The organism is bacterium SCSIO 12827 (genome assembly GCA_024397995.1).
GTDB lineage: Bacteria > Pseudomonadota > Alphaproteobacteria > Rhodospirillales > Casp-alpha2 > UBA1479.
On record CP073746.1, the window covers coordinates 3,384,142 to 3,401,919 of the forward strand.

The 17,778-nt window shown below is 63.9% G+C and carries 19 protein-coding genes; 10 read left to right on the forward strand and 9 right to left on the reverse strand.

Annotated elements, in window-relative coordinates:
* Positions 1-141 precede the first annotated feature (141 nt).
* From apaG to KFF05_15820, 3 genes are all read left to right on the forward strand, one after another.
* Positions 142-552: a Co2+/Mg2+ efflux protein ApaG gene (gene apaG / locus KFF05_15810; protein ID UTW51357.1), complete on the forward strand. Its 411-nt coding sequence runs from the start codon at positions 142-144 to the stop codon at positions 550-552.
* Between the two features lie 35 nt (positions 553-587).
* Positions 588-1,202: a GTP cyclohydrolase I FolE gene (folE, locus tag KFF05_15815; protein ID UTW51358.1), complete on the forward strand. Its 615-nt coding sequence runs from the start codon at positions 588-590 to the stop codon at positions 1,200-1,202.
* Between the two features lie 102 nt (positions 1,203-1,304).
* Positions 1,305-2,753, forward strand: a complete 1,449-nt coding sequence (locus KFF05_15820) for a TrkH family potassium uptake protein (protein ID UTW51359.1) — start codon at positions 1,305-1,307, stop codon at positions 2,751-2,753.
* Positions 2,754-2,774: 21 nt separating this feature from the next.
* On the opposite strand, the gene KFF05_15825 is transcribed toward KFF05_15820, so the two are convergent.
* From KFF05_15825 to KFF05_15855, 7 genes are all read right to left on the reverse strand, one after another.
* Positions 2,775-3,365, reverse strand: coding sequence for a LysE family translocator (locus KFF05_15825; GenBank protein UTW51360.1), 591 nt, complete (start codon positions 3,363-3,365; stop codon positions 2,775-2,777).
* Positions 3,366-3,485: 120 nt separating this feature from the next.
* Positions 3,486-4,082 (reverse strand): hypothetical protein, encoded by a 597-nt coding sequence (locus tag KFF05_15830; GenBank protein ID UTW51361.1) that lies wholly within the window; start codon positions 4,080-4,082, stop codon positions 3,486-3,488.
* A 114-nt stretch (positions 4,083-4,196) separates the two neighbouring features.
* The gene (locus tag KFF05_15835) at positions 4,197-5,102 is read right to left on the reverse strand and encodes an Hsp33 family molecular chaperone HslO (GenBank protein UTW51362.1); all 906 of its coding nucleotides are present in this window, start codon (positions 5,100-5,102) and stop codon (positions 4,197-4,199) included.
* Complete coding sequence (locus KFF05_15840; protein ID UTW51363.1) at positions 5,095-5,916, reverse strand: GNAT family N-acetyltransferase; 822 nt, start codon at positions 5,914-5,916, stop codon at positions 5,095-5,097. Before KFF05_15840 ends, KFF05_15835 begins: the two co-directional genes overlap by 8 nt.
* 35 nt (positions 5,917-5,951) lie before the next feature.
* Complete coding sequence (gene argF / locus KFF05_15845; protein ID UTW51364.1) at positions 5,952-6,869, reverse strand: ornithine carbamoyltransferase; 918 nt, start codon at positions 6,867-6,869, stop codon at positions 5,952-5,954.
* Positions 6,866-8,062 (reverse strand): aspartate aminotransferase family protein, encoded by a 1,197-nt coding sequence (locus KFF05_15850; protein UTW51365.1) that lies wholly within the window; start codon positions 8,060-8,062, stop codon positions 6,866-6,868. Before KFF05_15850 ends, argF begins: the two co-directional genes overlap by 4 nt.
* Before the next feature lie 161 nt (positions 8,063-8,223).
* The gene (locus KFF05_15855; GenBank protein UTW53750.1) at positions 8,224-8,994 is read right to left on the reverse strand and encodes an ABC transporter permease; all 771 of its coding nucleotides are present in this window, start codon (positions 8,992-8,994) and stop codon (positions 8,224-8,226) included.
* Between the two features lie 92 nt (positions 8,995-9,086).
* Here KFF05_15855 and KFF05_15860 point away from each other — a divergent pair, with 92 nt between their 5' ends.
* The 4 genes from KFF05_15860 to KFF05_15875 are packed head-to-tail and all read left to right on the forward strand — an operon-like array spanning position 9,087 to position 12,759.
* Positions 9,087-9,695: a RecX family transcriptional regulator gene (locus KFF05_15860; GenBank protein ID UTW51366.1), complete on the forward strand. Its 609-nt coding sequence runs from the start codon at positions 9,087-9,089 to the stop codon at positions 9,693-9,695.
* A gap of 58 nt (positions 9,696-9,753) precedes the next feature.
* Complete coding sequence (locus KFF05_15865; GenBank protein ID UTW51367.1) at positions 9,754-10,200, forward strand: ATP-dependent zinc protease; 447 nt, start codon at positions 9,754-9,756, stop codon at positions 10,198-10,200.
* Between the two features lie 56 nt (positions 10,201-10,256).
* Complete coding sequence (locus tag KFF05_15870) at positions 10,257-11,786, forward strand: UUP1 family membrane protein (protein ID UTW51368.1); 1,530 nt, start codon at positions 10,257-10,259, stop codon at positions 11,784-11,786.
* A gap of 1 nt (position 11,787) precedes the next feature.
* Positions 11,788-12,759 carry an alpha-L-glutamate ligase-like protein gene (locus tag KFF05_15875; protein ID UTW51369.1) on the forward strand — a complete coding sequence of 324 codons (972 nt, stop codon included), beginning with the start codon at positions 11,788-11,790 and terminating at the stop codon, positions 12,757-12,759.
* A 15-nt stretch (positions 12,760-12,774) separates the two neighbouring features.
* On the opposite strand, the gene KFF05_15880 is transcribed toward KFF05_15875, so the two are convergent.
* Positions 12,775-13,461 (reverse strand): hypothetical protein, encoded by a 687-nt coding sequence (locus KFF05_15880; GenBank protein UTW51370.1) that lies wholly within the window; start codon positions 13,459-13,461, stop codon positions 12,775-12,777.
* Positions 13,462-13,574: 113 nt separating this feature from the next.
* Here KFF05_15880 and KFF05_15885 point away from each other — a divergent pair, with 113 nt between their 5' ends.
* From KFF05_15885 to KFF05_15895, 3 genes are all read left to right on the forward strand, one after another.
* Complete coding sequence (locus KFF05_15885; protein UTW51371.1) at positions 13,575-14,729, forward strand: mechanosensitive ion channel family protein; 1,155 nt, start codon at positions 13,575-13,577, stop codon at positions 14,727-14,729.
* 48 nt (positions 14,730-14,777) lie between these two features.
* The gene (arsC, locus tag KFF05_15890) at positions 14,778-15,116 is read left to right on the forward strand and encodes an arsenate reductase (glutaredoxin) (GenBank protein UTW51372.1); all 339 of its coding nucleotides are present in this window, start codon (positions 14,778-14,780) and stop codon (positions 15,114-15,116) included.
* A gap of 221 nt (positions 15,117-15,337) precedes the next feature.
* Positions 15,338-16,792 carry a glycosyltransferase family protein gene (locus KFF05_15895; protein UTW51373.1) on the forward strand — a complete coding sequence of 485 codons (1,455 nt, stop codon included), beginning with the start codon at positions 15,338-15,340 and terminating at the stop codon, positions 16,790-16,792.
* Between the two features lie 8 nt (positions 16,793-16,800).
* On the opposite strand, the gene KFF05_15900 is transcribed toward KFF05_15895, so the two are convergent.
* Positions 16,801-17,649 (reverse strand): acyloxyacyl hydrolase, encoded by an 849-nt coding sequence (locus KFF05_15900; protein UTW51374.1) that lies wholly within the window; start codon positions 17,647-17,649, stop codon positions 16,801-16,803.
* Positions 17,650-17,778: the final 129 nt, after the last annotated feature.

Consider the following 17,778-nt stretch of genomic DNA (forward strand, 5'->3'; position numbering starts at 1 on the left):
TATTTGCCATTGCACAGGCCTTTGGCCGAACAGATGAGTGTCACGAACAACAAACCCTTGGCGTTAGTGGACAACCCCCCCATATCCGAGGCTAAACTGGCCTTTCTCGGCGCGCCGCCGTGGCAGAAACAGCGACAGACCATGAACACCAAGACACATAGCTACTCAGAAACGACCCGCGACATCCATGTCAGCGTGATCCCTCAGTACCTTCCCGACCAATCCGCGCCCGAGGACGGCCGCTATGTCTGGGCCTATACGGTGCGGATCGAGAACCAGGGGACAGAGACGGTGCAGCTGCGCAACCGCTATTGGCGGATCACCGACGCGCTCGGCACTTCTCACGAAGTCCGCGGCGAGGGTGTGGTCGGCGAACAGCCGGTCCTGAACCCGGGCGAGGCCTTCGAATACACCAGCGGCACGCCTTTGGCGACGCCGTCGGGCATGATGATGGGATCCTACGAAATGGAGACCCAGGCCGGTGATTTCTTCGACGCCGCCGTGCCGGCCTTCTCGCTCGACAGTCCGCACGAACGCATCCATCTGAACTGAGCCCCAAAAAACCAACAGGACCGGGAACCCCGACCGTGACCGCCAAGAAACATCTGAGTGTCGCCAATATCGCCGCCGCCAAAGCAAAGCCGACCCGCGCCGAGGCCGAACAGGCCGTGCGCACGCTGATCCGCTGGGCCGGCGACGACCCCACCCGCGAGGGCCTGGTCGACACACCCAAGCGGGTTGCCAGCGCCTATGAGGAATTCTTCGCCGGTTACGATGCGGATCCGATGGAAATCCTGCAGCGCACCTTCGAGGAAACGGACGGTTACGATGAGATCGTGGTCCTCAAGGACATCCGCCTGGAAAGCCATTGCGAGCACCACATGGTGCCGATCATCGGCGTCGCCCATGTCGCCTATCTGCCGCACCGTCGGGTCGTCGGCATCTCCAAACTGGCGCGGGTCATCGACGCCTATGCCAAACGCCTGCAGATTCAGGAGAAGATGACCGCCCAGGTGGCCAACGCCATCAATGACGTGCTGGAGCCCAAGGGCGTTGCCGTCGTCATCGAGGCGGCACACCAATGCATGACCACGCGCGGCGTCTCGAAGCCGGGCGTGACCATGGTGACGTCGCGCATGCTGGGGGCGTTCCGCGACGATCCGACCACGCGCCGTGAGTTCCTGGCCATGATCGGCCACTAACCTTCTCAAGGGGCTGGCCCGACCCCAGCACCGTCGATTGGTTCCTTCTTTGTCCAAAATGCTCTAAACCTCGTCGCAACGGGGATAAGACGAGGCAAGGGCATGGATTTCCGTCCCATTCTGATGATCGTGGGCACGCTGCTGGCGACGCTGGCGCTGGTCATGTGTGTGCCGGCCGTGGTCGATGCCTCGCTCGGCAATCCGGACTGGGAAGTGTTCGCCGCCTCCGCCGGGGTGACCCTGTTCCTCGGCGTCGCCATGGCGCTGACGGCGACGACCGGCGGCGTGCGGAACCTCAGCGTGCGCCAGGCCTTCGTCATGACGACGCTGACCTGGGTCGCCCTGACGGTGTTCGCATCCTTTCCCTTCATGTTTTCGGAACGGGATCTCAGCTTCACCGACGCCTTTTTCGAGGCCATGTCGGGCCTGACAACCACGGGATCGACCATCCTGACCGATTTGGACAGCCTGCCGCCCGGCATTCTGCTGTGGCGTTCCCTGCTGCAATGGCTCGGCGGCATCGGGATCATCGTCATGGCGATCGCCATTCTGCCCATGCTCAAGGTCGGCGGCATGCAGCTGTTCCGCATGGAATCGTCGGATCAGTCGACGGAAAAGGCTCTGCCCCGCGCAGCCCAGATCGCCAGCACCATCGGCGTTATCTATCTGTTCCTGACCATAATCTGGGCGGGAGCGTTCTGGCTGGCGGGGATGAGCGGGTTCGACGCGGTGGCCCATGCCATGACCACCATCGCCACGGGCGGATTTTCGACCCATGACGATTCCATGGGCCACTTCGACCATGCGGCCATCGACTACATCGCCTCGGCCGGCATGATCGTCGGCGCGCTGCCGTTCATTCTTTACGTGCGCTTCCTGCAGGGCCAATTCATGGCCCTACCCCGCGACCCCCAGGTGCAATGGTTCCTGACCACGGTCTGCGCCGTCGTCATTGTGACCGCCGTGTGGCTGTGGCTGGAACAGGACAAGCATCCGTTGGATGCACTCAGGCTTGCGACCTTCAACATCATTTCGATCATCACCGGCACGGGCTACGCCACGGATGACTATTCCCTGGGGGGGCATTTCGCCCTGCCGATCTTCTTCTTCATAATGTTCATCGGCGGCTGCGCCGGGTCAACGACCTGCGGCATCAAGGTGTTCCGTTTTCAGATCCTCTACGCTGCCTGCCGCACCCAGCTGCGCCATCTTTTGCATCCCCACGGCGTGTTCATTCCCTACTACAACAAGCAGCCGATTTCCGACGAGGTCATCATCTCCGTGCTGTCGTTCTTCTTCGTGTGGTTCCTTTGCTTCACGGTGCTGGCGCTGGGGCTGGGACTTCTCGGACTCGATTTCGTGACCGCCTTTTCGTCCGCCGCCACGGCGATCGCCAATGTCGGCCCGGCGCTGGGCGAAACTGGTCCGGCGACGACCTTCGCCGACCTGCACGACGGCGCGAAATGGCTGATGGCCATCGGCATGCTGTTGGGACGGCTGGAACTGTTCACGGTGATCGTGCTGTTCACCCGCGCGTTCTGGCGGAACTAGGCGGCCCGAAGCAGCCCACACTTATTGTTGGGCGATCACCGCGAGTGCCACGACCGCCAGCATGGACAACGCCATGGCGACATTGATGGCGAACTGGGTGCGTTTCGGCAGGTCCAGGCGGTGCAAGGTCACCCCGGCCCATAGCCAGAGAAAATGGATGCAGACCCAGAGCGCGTTCATGATCGCGAACTTGATCGCAAGTTCCATCACCAGATTGTCCGGCATGAACGCAAAGCCCGAGAAAAAGGCCGTATTCACGGCATAGGCCTTGGGGTTGATCGCCTGCAGCATGAGGCCGCCGATTATGCCGGGGGCGGACTGGCGTTCGATGAAGGCGATCTTGGAGCCGGCGAAGGCGATGCGCAGCGCCAGATACAGAAGATAAGCGGCCGACGCATAAAGCAGCGCGGTACGCACATGCGGCACCGCCAACACGGCGGCGGCAAGGCCCGTGACCACGGCCAGCGCCACGAAGTTGGTGCCCAGGAACAGCCCGACCATGTAGCGCCGCCCCTGGGCGAAGCCGAAGCCGGACCCAACCCCGGCCAGCGACAGCACCCCCGGCCCCGGCGTGATGAACAGGAAAAAGCAGGCGGCGGCGAACGTCAGCATGAAGGCCTTCCGGCAGGGATGGAGCAGAGTGTTGCGGGATTACGGATGCACACCGGACATTGGCGGCCCGGACACATGGTGCGGAGCCGGCGTCACCCGGTCAAGCCCCAAAGGGGTCAGTCAGCGCATCCAGTTGCCGAGGAACCGGCGCATGTTGGTTTCCATTTCGTGGTCGAAGTCCTTCAGCGCCGCTTCCATCATCGCGAACCAGGTCTTGTTCAGATCATTCAGGGTCACGTCCTCGGGCACGGTCTGGTTGCGGGTGGCGCGCGCCGCCGCATGGCCGACACGCCGGCCCTGGGGGTCGAACACCTCGATCATGGCCGACATTTCCAGGTCGTAACGGGCGTCCTGATCCGTCGTGAAAGCCCCCTTGATGCCTTGGGTGCGCGGCAGCTTGGTCTCCACGACCTCCGCACGTTCGATGGTCAGGCGTGCGACCGTGCCGGCGGCGCCACCCACGGCCTTGAGACGGTCGCGACCCCAAATCGCCATCGCCTTGGCCGGCGGCGTCTGCATCTTGTGCTCCACGTTGGGCGGCGCAAGCGGCGCCTTGTGGACATCGACGATTTCAACCCGGTCGACGGCAAGGTTCAGGGCCGGTGCGTGCTGGAAGGTGATTTCCGGCAGGTTGACGCTGGGATCCGGCGTGGTGCAAGCACCCAGCGCCAACAGGCCGGCGACAAGGGCGGCGGTCAGTGATCTGGTCAAGGTCATCGGTTGTCGGTTCCTCGCTCCAATGGTTTCCCCGGCACCCCTCATACTGGGCATGCCCTGTGTCAGGATCAAGGCATGGGTCGAATTATCCGCGCCGACGGGACGGGCGCGGCGTCAATCCTGGTAAAGTGCCTCGACCTGGTCCGGGCCGAAGACATAGTCCGTACGGCAGAATTCGCAGGTTACCGTGACCGTACCGTCATCGGCCATGTCCTCGATTTCCGCCTGCGGGAAGGAACGCAGGGTCATTTCAACCTTGTCCCTGGAACAACGACAGGTCTGTTTCACAGGTCGGCCCTCGGTCACCCGCACACCGTCCTGATGGTAAAGACGATAGAGCAGCCGGTCCGTCGTCACCGCCGGGTCGAGCAGTTCGCCGGACGACAGGCTGCTCATCAGGATCACCGCCCGACGCCAAGCTTCCTCGGCCTCGTCCTTGTCGGCGCCGTGCTTGTCCGGCAGGCGCTGCACCATGATCGCCCCGGCGCTCAACGGATCGGCGCCGGACGCCAGAAGGATCGCGGTTTCCAGCTGTTCGGATTGGCGAAAATAATCATGGGCGCAGTCGGCCAGGGTCGCCCCCACCAGTTCGGTGATGCCCTGATAACGGTCTGTGTCCGGCCCCTGGTCGACCGTGAAGGCGAGATAGCCGGAACCGAGCAACGCCGGAACGGGCGCCCCCTGAGCGCCCGCGGCATCAACCGCCGCGAGACGGTCCGCGTCATAACGCGCGTAGCTGCGCACCCCGCCGGCCGACGTCCCGTCCGCCATGACCAGGCCGACCGGGCCGTCACCTTGGACCTGCAGGGTGAACACGCCGTCGAACTTGAGCACGCTGGACAGCGTCGCCGCCAGCACCACGACCTGCGACAACAGATCGGCGACCAACGGCGGATAGCCGTGCGGCCCGACCAATTGGTCGAGTATCGGACCCAGGCGCACGACGCGCCCGTTGACGCCCAGTGCATCTACATGGAACGGCTGAACAACGTCGTCGAGGGAAAGGGTCACGTCAGGCATTGTCTCGGTCGGCGGCATCTGGGAGGGCATCGTTTGGAGCGGCTTGTGTCTGTGTCCGATAGTAATAGGTATGCGCGGCTTGGAAACCCGCCAAGTGATAAAGCGCCATGGCGGGACGATTGTCCGATTCCACCTGCAGAAACAGGCGGCGGTCGCGGTCCGTATCAGCAGCCCAGGCGGCGAGTGCGGCCAGCACCCGCGCGGCATGTCCCCGGCGGCGGTAACCATCCCGTGTCGCCATGCACAGGATCAATGCCCAGTCATCGCGAATAACGGCCGCCCCCACGGCGGCGGGCTCGGTCCCGTCGTCCACCACCGCATAGGCCCGCGGCGCAGGCAGGCTTTCAGCCAGACGACAGCGTAGGCCACGTTCGCGCCCCTGCGCCAGGCCGCCGCCATAGACCTGAAACCACGCCCCGGTGGGGCCGGAAAACAGACGCGCGCGAAAACGGAGCGCCTGTCGGTCGGCTAAATTTTTCACCACGGACGCGGCATCGGCGATCATGACCAGGGTGCGCGCCTCGATCACGTAGCCACGGCGTTCCAACTCAGCGTCCAAGCCGTGCGGCGCGACCGCGCCGGAAATCTGAAAGCGGCAAGGCAGGCCGCGCTGGCGATAGAATTTTTCCGCGGCGTCGATGCGTAGCTCAAGGGCGCTCGACCCCGTTTCCTCAAGCGCCAGAACGGAATTGGCACGCCGCGATACCCCTTCGGAAAAGCGCAGTTGCCAGCCTTCCAGAATACCCTGGCTGAACGGCGGCCAGCATTCGGCGGCCCGGCGCTCCAGGTCGCGGATGCCCTCTTCGTTAAACATGAGGGGCGTCCTTCACCATCATTCGGAAGGCCCGATCAGACGTCGCCCAGACACCAGGCCAGGATACCCTTCTGCGCATGCAGGCGGTTTTCGGCCTCGTCCCAAATAACGGACTGGGGACCGTCGATCACGGATTCGGTGACTTCCTCGCCGCGGTGCGCGGGCAGGCAATGCATGAACAGGGCATCGGACGCAGCCTTGGCCATCAGGCGGTCATCCACCCGGTAAGGCGTCAGCAGGTTGTGGCGCGGCCCCGCGTCGGCGTCGCCCATGGACACCCAAGTGTCGGTAACAACCAAATCCGCCCCGGCAATCGCCGCTTCGGCGTCTTCGGTCACTTGCACGTCCGCACCCTCGCCCGTCGCCCAGGACACCAGCTCGGGATTGGGAGACAGCGCCTCGGGACAGGCTAGGCGCAACTGGTAGCCAAACCGCGCGGCCCCGTGAATCCATGACGCGGCGACGTTGTTGCCGTCCCCGGCCCAGGCCACGGTACGCCCCTTGATGTCGCCCCGGTGTTCTTCATAGGTCATGATGTCGGCCATGATCTGACAGGGATGCGACGCGTCGGTCAGTCCGTTGATCACCGGCACGGTGGCGTATTCAGCCAGATCGTGCAGTTTCTGCGGATCGTCCGTGCGGATCATGATGACATCGCAATAACGCGACAGTACGCGCGCCGTATCGGCCACGGTCTCGCCCCGGCCAAGCTGCGATTCATTGCCCGACAGCACGACGGCGCAACCGCCCAGTTGCTGGATCGCGACCTCGAACGACACGCGGGTGCGGGTCGACGGTTTTTCGAAGATCATCACCAGCGTTTTCCCGGCCAGGGATGGTGACGTCGAGGCCGCCGCTCCGTTCTTCTTCATCGCGGCCGCGCGGTCGAGAATCCGGCGCAGGGTGCCCGCGTCGGCGCGGTCGAGGTCGAGGAAATGGCGAAGCGCGCTCATCCCGTCTTCTCCTTGGCCATGTCCGCCGCGATTTCACCGCAGCTTTTGTCGAGGGCGGCGACGGCTTCGTTGATGTGACTTTCCTCGAGGATCATCGGCGGCAACATGCGCACGACGTTGTCGCCCGCCGGCACCGTCAGCACGCCGTTGTCGGTCATCTTGCCGACCAGGATGCTGTTTTCCACGGCGCAACGCATGCCGACCATCAGGCCCTGGCCGCGCACTTCGGTCAGCACGGTCGGATGTTTGGCGACGACGGCGCCCAGCCGGTCCCACAGAATACGGGCCATCTTATCGACCCGGGGAAGGAAGCCGGGCTCCAGCACCACGTCCAGCATGGCGCCGACCGCCGACATGGCAAGCGGCGTGCCGCCGAAGGTCGACCCGTGACTGCCCGCCGTCATGGCCTTGGCCGCGGCCTCGGTCGCCAACACGGCGCCGACGGGGAACCCGCCGCCCAGGCCCTTGGCCGTGGCCAGGATGTCCGGGGTCACGCCGGCCCATTCATGGGCAAACAGTTTGCCCGTGCGGCCGTTACCGGTCTGCACTTCGTCCAGCACCATCAGGATGCCGAACTCGTCGCACATTTCGCGTACACCCTTGAGGAAGCCCGGCGACGGCGCCTTGATGCCGCCCTCGCCCTGCACCGGCTCGACCAGGATCGCCGCCGTCTGGTCGGTGATCGCGGCGCGCATGGCGTTCAGGTTGTCGAACGGCACATGGTCGAAGCCTTCCGGCATGGGGCCGAAACCCTCGCGATGCTTTTCGTTGGACCCTGCGGCCAGATCGGTCAGGGACCGCCCGTGGAACGAGCCGTCGCAGCTGATGATGCGGTAACGCTCCGGATGCCCGGCCCCGTGGTGATACCGCCGCGCCATCTTGATCGAGGCCTCGACGGCCTCGGCGCCCGAGTTGTTGAAGAACACGGTATCGGCAAAGGAATTGGCGACCAGAAGGCCTGCCACCCGTTCCTGCCCGGCGATGCGGTACAGGTTCGAGACATGCCACAGGGTCTTCGCCTGTTCGGTCAGGGCGGCGACCAGTTTCGGATGGCAATGGCCAAGTGAATTGACAGCGATCCCCGACCCCATGTCGAGGAATCGTCGGCCGTCGTCCGCCCAGACATACATGCCCTCACCCCTGACCAGGGCGAAAGCGGTCCGTGCGTAAGTCGGCATGACGGCGCTGATCATTTCGCTCTCCTTTGGCTCAACGTGTCAAAACGGAAAAAAGCCCCCGTTTTCCAGGAGCTTCAACCATCTTCCTTACCAGGAAAGCCGCCGAGTATCAGTATCTCATGGCCCCTTGTCAACGGCGGCAAGATGACCGTTCGGCGACGGCTTGCGCACGGGCCTCAGGCCTTCAGCTTGTAGCCCGTGCGGAACATCCAGGTACAAAGCCACCAGAGGCCCGCGTTGATCACCGCCATGACCGTGACGCCGATCCACAGGTTGCCGTCGGCATGGCCGATGAAACCATAGCGGAAGCCGTCGATCATGTAGAAGAAGGGATTGAAATGGGCCGCGATCTGGACACCTTGGGGCAGGCGTTCGATCGAATAAAAGGTCCCCGACAGGAACGACAGCGGCGTGATGACGAAGTTGGTAACCGCCGCGATATGGTCGAACTTATCGGCCCAGATGCCCCCCGCCAGCCCCAGCAGCGACAACATCAAGGACCCCATGACCGCGTGATAGACGACGAAAAACGGATCATGCAGGCCCAGGTCCACGGTCATCGCCATGGCCACGCCGACGACGACGGCAACGGCGACGCCCCGTGTCATGCCGCCGATGGCAAAGCCGAACGTCAGTTCATGGGCGTTGAGGGGCGCCATCAGGCTGTCGACGATGTTGCCCTGAATCTTACCGATCATCAGCGAACTTGAGGTATTGGCGAAGGCATTCTGGGCGATCGCCATCATGATCAGGCCGGGCGCCAGGAAGGTCATGAACGGCATGCCGGCGACGACCCGGTGATCGCCGCCCAGCGCCAGGGCAAACACGGCGAGGAACAGCATGGTCGTCACCAGAGGGGCCACCAGGGTCTGGGTATAGACCTTGATGAAGCGCCGCACCTCGCGCAGGTAGAGCGTCTTCAGCCCGATCCAATTGACCGCACCCATAGCGGGCAGGTCGTCGGACGCGGACGGCATGTCGGGCAGGGCGGCAAGGGGTGTCTGGTCACGCATCATCGCGCTCCTTATAAGATATGACCATGGAGAGTCCAATCGGTTCCGACGATCCGGCGCCCGCCAAGGGTGCCAGGCGCAAGCCCCGGGGGCCCAAGAAGGCGACGCAGAGCCATCTTGCCAACGCGGCCCTCCACTATCTTGCGCGCTTCGCCACGTCGGCCGAAAACCTGCGCCGGGTGCTGATGCGCCGGGTCGATAAATCCGCCCGCCATCACGGCACGGATCCTGAGGAAGGGGCCGCCTGGGTCGAGGATCTGATCCAGCGCTACCAGCGGGCGGGTCTGCTGGACGACGCCGCCTATGCCGAAGCCCGGGCCGGCGACATGTTGCGCCGGGGCACGCCGATGAAGGGTGTGCGGTTCAAACTGATGCAGAAGGGCGTGGGTGCGGACGACATCGACAAGGCCCTTGCCGCCGCGACCGAGGACACAGCCGAGCCCGATCTGACCGCCGCCGCCGCCCTGGCCCGGCGCCGCCGGTTGGGACCCTACGCCGCCCCGGACAAGCGTGAAGAACGGCGCGACAAGGACCTGGCGACCCTGGCCCGCGCCGGGTTCGATTACGACACGGCGCGGCGGGTGATCGAAGCCGAAACCGTCGACGACCTGACCCGGATGCTCGACGACGGCTAGGGTTTGCCGCCAGCCCGGAATTCGGGAACAATAGGCTAAACCGGTCCGGGAGGGACGGATGACGCCACGCATGCCGGTGATATTCGGGATTTGGGCCGCCCTGATGACAGGCGCCGCATCCGCACAGGCAGACAGCGCGCTGAAAACCGTCGGCCTGATCGAAACCGTCCACATTCAGCCGGAAGGCATCGACATCCGCGCCAAGGTCGACACGGGGGCCGAGAATTCGTCCCTCGACACCCGGGACTGGCAAACCTTCGAGCGCGGCGGTGCGACCTGGATTCGCTTCACCTTGAATCTCGACGGCGGCGACAGCCGGACCCTGGAACGCCCGCTTGGGCGCATGACGATGATACACCGCGCCGGCAGCCGCCAGGAACGCCCCATCGTGACGATGACCCTTTGCGTCGGCGACGTCGCCCGCGCGGTCGAGGTCAACTTGGCCGAGCGGCCCAAGCTGACCTACCGCATGCTGCTGGGGGCGAGCTTCCTCACCGGTGTCTAGGTGGTCGACGTGTCGCAATCGGACCTGACCCACCCTACCTGCGGCGAGGCCGCAAAATGAGGAACCGCACGGTCTATCTGCTGGCGGCGGTATTCGCGGCGGCGGGGCTGGCGCTGTTTGCCTACAAGGTTTTGGCCCTTGATTTTCCCCTGACCCCGGGGGATGCCCCTGACAATTGGGCGGTTGAAACCCGCGTTACCTTCCAGGCCGCGGGCGGCCCGGTGGCCGTGCGCCTGTTCATCCCGCGCAACACCCGGGCCTACACGATCCTGGATCAAAGCTTCGTCTCCCGCGGCTATGCCCTGGCCATGGAACTGACACCCGACGGCCGCATGGCGAGCCTGACGCGGCGCCAGGCCAAGGGGCCGCAGACGGTCTATTTCCGCTTTCTGATTCACCGGGCCGAACCCGCCCCTCCGCCGCCCCAGGCGGAACCGGCCCCGGTGCAGCCGCCGCCGTGGAAGACCCTGCGGCTGATCGCGGCGCGGGCCCTTCTCGACCAGATCCGAAATGAGGGCGAGACGGCGACCGCCCTGGCCCAAGCCCTGATCAAACGGCTGGCGGCAACCGACCCGGACGACGCGGCGCGCAGCCTACTGGGTAAAACCGCCGGCGCAGAGCGTATCGTCGACGTGGCGGCGGGCGTGTTGGCCCTGGGCGGCATCCACGCCCGGTCCGTGCACGGCATCGCCTTGGCCGAAAGCCAGAAACCGGTGCACACGGTCCATTGGCTGGAAGTGGCCGAGGCCGGTGCCTGGCACCGCATGACCGCCGACCCGGCTGCACCAGAAGTCCCGGCAGGTTGGTTCCCCTGGTGGCGAGGCACCGGCAAGATGGCCCAGGTCGATGGCGGCAGCCACCCCAAGCTGCGCATCACGGTCGAACGGGCAGCCGACCAGACGATTGTCGACAGCCTGTCGCAGGACCGCGCCCAGGCGAAAAACCTTGTGACCTCGGCCATGGCATCCCTGCCGTTGGAGGTGCAGCAGGTCTACCGCGTGTTGCTGGTGGTGCCGCTGGGGGTGTTGCTGCTGGTCGTCCTGCGCAACGTGATCGGGCTGAAAAGTTTCGGCACCTTCATGCCCGTGCTGATCGCCCTGGCGTTCCGTGAAACGCAACTGCTTTGGGGCATCGTGCTGTTCACCGTGATCGTCGCCATCGGTTTGGCGATCCGCTTGTGGATGGAGAACTTGCGCCTGCTCGTCGTGCCGCGCCTGGCGGCCGTGCTGATCGTGGTGGTCGGGGCCATGGCCGTGCTCAGCGTCGCCAGCGCCCAGTTGGGCCTGACCGGCGGCCTGTCCGTCGCCCTGTTCCCCATGGTCATCCTGACCATGACGGTGGAGCGCATGTCCGTGATCTGGGACGAACGCGGCCCGCGCGACGCCGTGCAACAAGGGGTCGGCAGTCTGGTTGTGGCCACGGTCTGCTACCTGTTGATGAGCCATCCCCTGGTCGAACACCTGTTCTTCCAGTTCCCTGAACTGCTGCTGGTCGTGCTGGCGGCGGTGCTGCTGCTGGGCCGCTATTCCGGCTACCGGCTGACGGAGCTCTACCGTTTCAGGCCGCTCGCGGGCGGGCAGCCCTAGGATGGAGATTGTCGACCTTTACAGGCGTCTTCGCGCCAACGGGGTTCTCGGCCTGAATTGGCGCAATGCGGAGTACCAGTTGGTCCACAATCAACGCAGGTATTTCCCCCTGGTCGACGACAAGCTGAAATCCAAGCGCCTGGCCGAGGCCGCGGGCATCGCCGTGCCGCCCCTGTTCGGTGTCATCGAGTATCCGCACGAAGTCCGCACCTTCGACGCCATTGTCCAGGATCATGAGGATTTCGTGGTCAAACCGGCCGAAGGCAGCGGCGGCGACGGGATTCTTGTGATCGTGGGCCGCGACGGCGCCGGATTCCGCCTGGCCAACGGCACCGTCATGTCGGCGGACGAGATGCGTTTTCACATCAACAATATCCTGGCTGGCACCTTTTCCCTGGGCGGGCAGCCGGACAAGGCGCTGATCGAATACCGAATCCGTTTCGATCCATTGTTCAAGCACATCGCCTTTCAGGGCGTGCCGGACATCCGCATCATCGTGTTCTACGGTGTACCGATCATGGCCATGACCCGCCTGCCGACCGAAGAATCGTCGGGTAAGGCCAATTTGCACCAGGGCGCGATCGGCGCCGGCATCGACATGACATCGGGCCGAACCCTGAATGCCGTGTGGCACGACCGCATCATCACCACCCATCCCGACACCGGCGCCCCCGTGTCGGGTGTGCAGATCCCCCATTGGGAGATCCTGCTGCACCATGCGGCACGATCCTTCGATCTGACCCATCTGGGTTATCAGGGCATCGATATGGTGTTGGATTCCGAACGCGGGCCAGTGATGCTGGAATTGAACGCCCGCCCGGGCCTGAGCATTCAGATCGCCAACGGCGAGGGTCTGGGCCTGCGGCTCGCCAAGGTGGAGGAATACCTGCAAAGTGCGCCGGACACCTTGGCCTTGGTCGACAGCCGCGTGGCGTTCACGAAAGCGCATTTCGTCCCCCGCCCGGCGGTTTGAAGCCTGCCCATTATTTTATTGCGGAACTTCGATGGCCTCGCGGCGGCGGATCAGGATCAGCTTGCCCTTGAAGGAAATGCGATCCTCCATCAGCAGCGCCGTGCCGAACTCGGGCACGTACCAAGCGTTGATTTCGACCAGGTCCCATTTCATGGACTTGGGCCCCTCGATCACCTTCTGCGAGATGTCGACCAGATAGGCGGTGAAATCGCCGGCCGGCAGTTTCAGGACCTTGGAGCCGCGCACACACAGTGACGACTGCAGCTTGAACACCGACTTGCCGTCCTTTTTGCCTTCGACGACATAGTTGGCCTCGTTGCCCTGCTTCAGGGGCCACAGCTTGTCGTACTCCGGCATCTTGAAATCGAAATTCCACCCGCCGCCGCCGGCGACACGGGCGAAAGCGCGGTACAGGGTCACGTCCTGGATCGGCCCCTTGCCCTGGACCGGTTCGCGGAACCAGCGCACCTTGTCGCCATCGATGGTTTTCACTCGATAGCGGTGATGGGTCACGTCCGGGGTTTTCGAATCCGGATTGTGGGTGATCTTGAAAATGAAATTGGCGTTTTCAGCAGGCGACGAATAGGGAATCGGCGCGTCCCCGCCCTTCGAGGCGATGCAGGCCGAAGCCCATGCGGAAGACGACGAGGCCATGGCCCCGATCAGGGCTGCCACAAATGCAGTAGTACGGGACAGGCCCATTCGGCTCCCCTTGGCTGTCACGGTGCGGGACGAGCCCGCCCTCGCCCCCAAGAAGCAATTTTATCCGGGCAACAGTCTAGTCAAGCAGGCCCAACATACAATAAACAACTGTTATGAAAGACATGACAGAGTTCTGGAATCTGGTTGTCGACGTGTGGCAGCACGGCGTGATCGGCATCGACGTCGGGCGCATGGCCGCCGCCCTGGGGATTTTCCTCGTCTTCCTGATGTTGCGCGGTTTGCTGACCCGCTTCCTCATGGGTTGGCTGCGCATGATGACCAAGCGCACGCCCTGGACCCTGGACGATCAAATTCTGGCCGCTATCGAACCGCCGGTCCGCTTCGTGCCCGTGGTCATGGGCCTGTTCTTCGCCTTCCAGGTCCTCAAGCTTGCGGGCACGCCCGACCAGATGGCGTCGAACCTGGTACGCTCGCTGATTGCCTTCACCATTTTCTGGGCGCTTTACCGGGCAGTCGATCCCTTGAGCGTGCTTCTTCATCGCCTCGACCGGATCTTTTCCACGGAACTGGTGGAGTGGATGGCGCGTGCGATCCGCGTGCTGGTGTTCATCATCGGCGCGGCGGCGGTGTTGGAAATCTGGGGCATCAAGGTCGGCCCGATCATTGCCGGGTTCGGCCTGATCGGGGTCGCCGTGGCCCTGGGCGCGCAGGACCTGTTCAAGAACCTGATCGCGGGCCTGTTGATCCTGGCGGAAAAACGCTTCCACAAGGGCGATTGGATCCATGTCGAAGGCGTGGTCGAAGGCCATGTCGAGATCATCGGATTCCGCTCCACCATGGTTCGCCGGTTCGACAAGGCGCCGGTCATGGTGCCCAATTCGCAACTGTCTGACACGGCGGTCATCAACTTCACCGCCATGACTCACCGCCGCATCAAGTGGCTGATCGGGGTCGAATACCGCACCTCGGTCGACCAGTTGCGCCAAATCCGCGATCAGATCGCGGCCTACATCGATGAAACACCCGACTTCGCGCCGAAAACCGATGTCTCGACCTTTGTGCGAATCGACAGCTTCGGCGATTCCTCCATCAACATCATGGTCTACTGCTTCACCCTGACGACGAAATGGGGGGAGTATCTGGAGATCAAGGAACGCCTGGCCTACAAGGTCATGGACATCGTCCACGGTGCCGGGGCGGCCTTTGCCTTCCCGAGCCAATCGATTTATGTGGAAAGCCTGCCGGGCGACGACGCGCCGGAAATCTTCCAACCGCCCACGGGGCCCACATCCGGCGGAGACGCATGACGACGGTCCCACCGGCAGAAGATGACAAACATCAGGAGAGCAGACATCATGGGCATCACCATCTATCACAACCCGAAGTGCAGCAAATCACGCCAGACCCTTCAACTGCTGGAGGACAACGGCGTCACTCCGGAAATCGTGCTGTACCTGGACACCCCGCCCACGGTGGACGAAATGAAGGCGCTGTTGCGTAAACTCGGCCTGAAAGCCTCCGACATCCTGCGCCAGGCCGAAGCCAAGGAGGCGGGCCTCGCCAAGGACATGGACGAGGATGCCTTGATCAAAGGCATGATCGCCAATCCCCGGTGCATCGAACGGCCGATCGTCGTCAAGGGCGCCAAGGCGGTTCTCGGACGGCCGCCGGAAAACGTTCTGGCGCTTATCTGACACCTACCTGACAGACCACCCGAACCGCCGAGTTTTATTGTAATCCTCGTAGGTTACGGGACTTGCGGTTCCGTTGTGGACACTTCAATATGTGCGCGCGAGGGGAGTGTGGTTCCACATCACTTCTCTGGTTTGCCTTAAGATCACCAAAACGGGGCATGGGCAGGCCAGATGAGCACTACCGACAGCGGTCCAGGGGCCGCTGAAATCGTGGAGGACTGATGGCCGCCGAAGATCGCGCCAGCCCGGATCAATCTCCGGTGGACGTCGCTGACGCCCGCGCCGCATGGGAGTCTCTTCCGGAAGAAGAACGCACGGCCCTGCGCGACCGCGAAGCTGCGCGCCTGTTCGCCATCGGCTCCGACCATCAACGGAACGGCCGACTGGAAGAAGCGATCCCCGATTACACCCGGGCCCTCGCCCTCAACCCCAATCTGGCCGAAGCCTACAACAACCTGGGCGTGGTGCTGCGCGCCACGGGCCGACCGGAAGCGGCTGTCGCCTGCTACCGGCGGGCCATCGCGCTGAAGCCGCGCAACGCGACATCCCATTCCAACCTGGGCAACGTACTGCGTGACCTGGGCCGGTTCGAGGCCGCGGTGGCCAGCCACCAACAAGCCGTGCACCTGGACCCGAAAAATCCCGACACCCTGCACAACCTGGGCGTGGCGCTGCGCGACCTTGGCCGCCGTGATCAGTCCCTCGATTGTTTCGAACGCGCCCTCGACCACAACCCCGACCATATCCCAAGCCTGCTCGACCGCGGGCGGTCGCTGCTTTTGGCGGGTGAATATGCCGCCGGCTTCAAGGACCTGGAAGCCCGTTTCCGGATGCGTCGCTTCCAATTGCGCGGCACCGACACGCCGCGCTGGACCGGGGCCAAGGTCAAAGGCAAGACGGTTCTGGTGCCTTGCGAGGGCACACCGGGCGACATCATCCAGTTCGCCCGCTACATCCCCATGATCAAGGCCCAGGGTGCCAACGTCGTTCTCGAAGCGCCTGCCGCGCTGGCCGATCTGCTGGCCACCGTGCCCGGCGTCGACAAGCTGGTGGTCCAGGGCGCCGCCTTGCCGAAATTCGATCTGCACGCGCCGCTGTTGTCGCTTGCCGCCATCTTCAAGACGACCGCCACCAAGGTGCCGGCCGCGCCCCCCTACATCACCCCGCCCGACCCCGGGGCCTTTCGCCTGCCGCCGGGCGGCGATTTCCTGAAGGTCGGGATCGCCTGGGAGGATGAGCGGACACCGGCCCACGTCACGCCGACACCGGGTCTGCGCCCGTTCCTCGATCTGGCCGGTCTGGCCGGTGTTACCTTGTTCGGCCTGCAGACGGGACCGGCGGCGGGGGATTTGAAGGCACAGGGGGCGGGCGCCCTGATCATCGACGTGGCGCGCCGTTCCGGCGGGCTGGCGGGCCTGGCGGCCTATATCGATCAGATGGACGTGGTGATCGCCGTCGACGGCGCCGTCGCTCATCTGGCCGGTGCGCTGGGCAAGGAAACCTGGCTGATCGCCCCGGCCTCACCCGATTGGCGTTGGGGTACTTCGGGTGATACCACGCCCTGGTATCCGACCATGCGCATCCTGCGCACGGAACGGCGGGGCGACTGGTCAGCCTTGCTGGACCAGACCCGGCGTGACCTGCGGGCCCGGGTGCGGCGCGGCAACGGGGCTTAAGTTCGACTCTAGAAGCGGTAGCTGTAGCGCAGGCCGATGTTTTCCAGGCCTTCGTTGTAATCACAAATCTTGGCATTCGAGATATGGTCGAAGATGGCCGCGATCTTGTGATGTTCGGTCAGTTGCCAGCCAAGCGTGAACGATTCCCGGAACAACAGGTGACAGCCCAGATCCTTCTTGTCGGCCGCCCCTGAATCCGTTTCTCCGTCATGATAGGCACCGCCGACGCTGACCCCCGCGAACAGCCCCTTCCACAGGTTCCATTCATAGCTAAGACCGGCGAACACCTGGCTGGTGTCGCCTTCGGAATTGATGTTAGCGCCGATGTGGGGCTCCGGGCTCCAGATCAGGTCGAGGAATTTCGGCGAAGCGAAGCGGATTTCGATATGCCCGTCGTAGCCATCTTCCTTGGAGTTGGAGAACGGCCCTTCGTCGTGAATCAGGGCGCCGATGGAAATTTCAGAAATGATGCCGCCGAGCGGTTTGCCCCGCGAACTGGCGCGGGCTCCCTGTTCCGTACCGCCGGGCCACAGCGGCCCCGTTTTCGACGACACCCGCGTCATCGGTTCGGCCTGCGGCTGCGGTGCCGGCGCGGAGGTCGGAATGGGGCGGACCTGAGGTCGGGGCGCCGGACGCGCCGGCATGGGGGCGTAAATCGGCTGGGCTACGCGCCCTGCGGCAGGCTGTCCCGGTCGGGCTTGGTCCCACTCTTTGGCCGGACGAGCGGCGAAGGGATGGGCCTTGCCCATCAGAATTCGGATGTCGTACCCGGTCGACGCACTATCCGCCTGCGCACCGGAAACAGTCACCATGCAGAGCCCGACGACCCAGCACAATCCCTTGAACTTATTATACAAAATAGCCCCTCACTCGCTCACAGGACGCCGATTTCGACGGTCCCCGTCTCCGGTCATATCCTTAGCATTCAGCCGCGATAAGGAAGCAGATCGGCCTTAAACAAGGGTAAACCTTCTTTCTGTTTAATG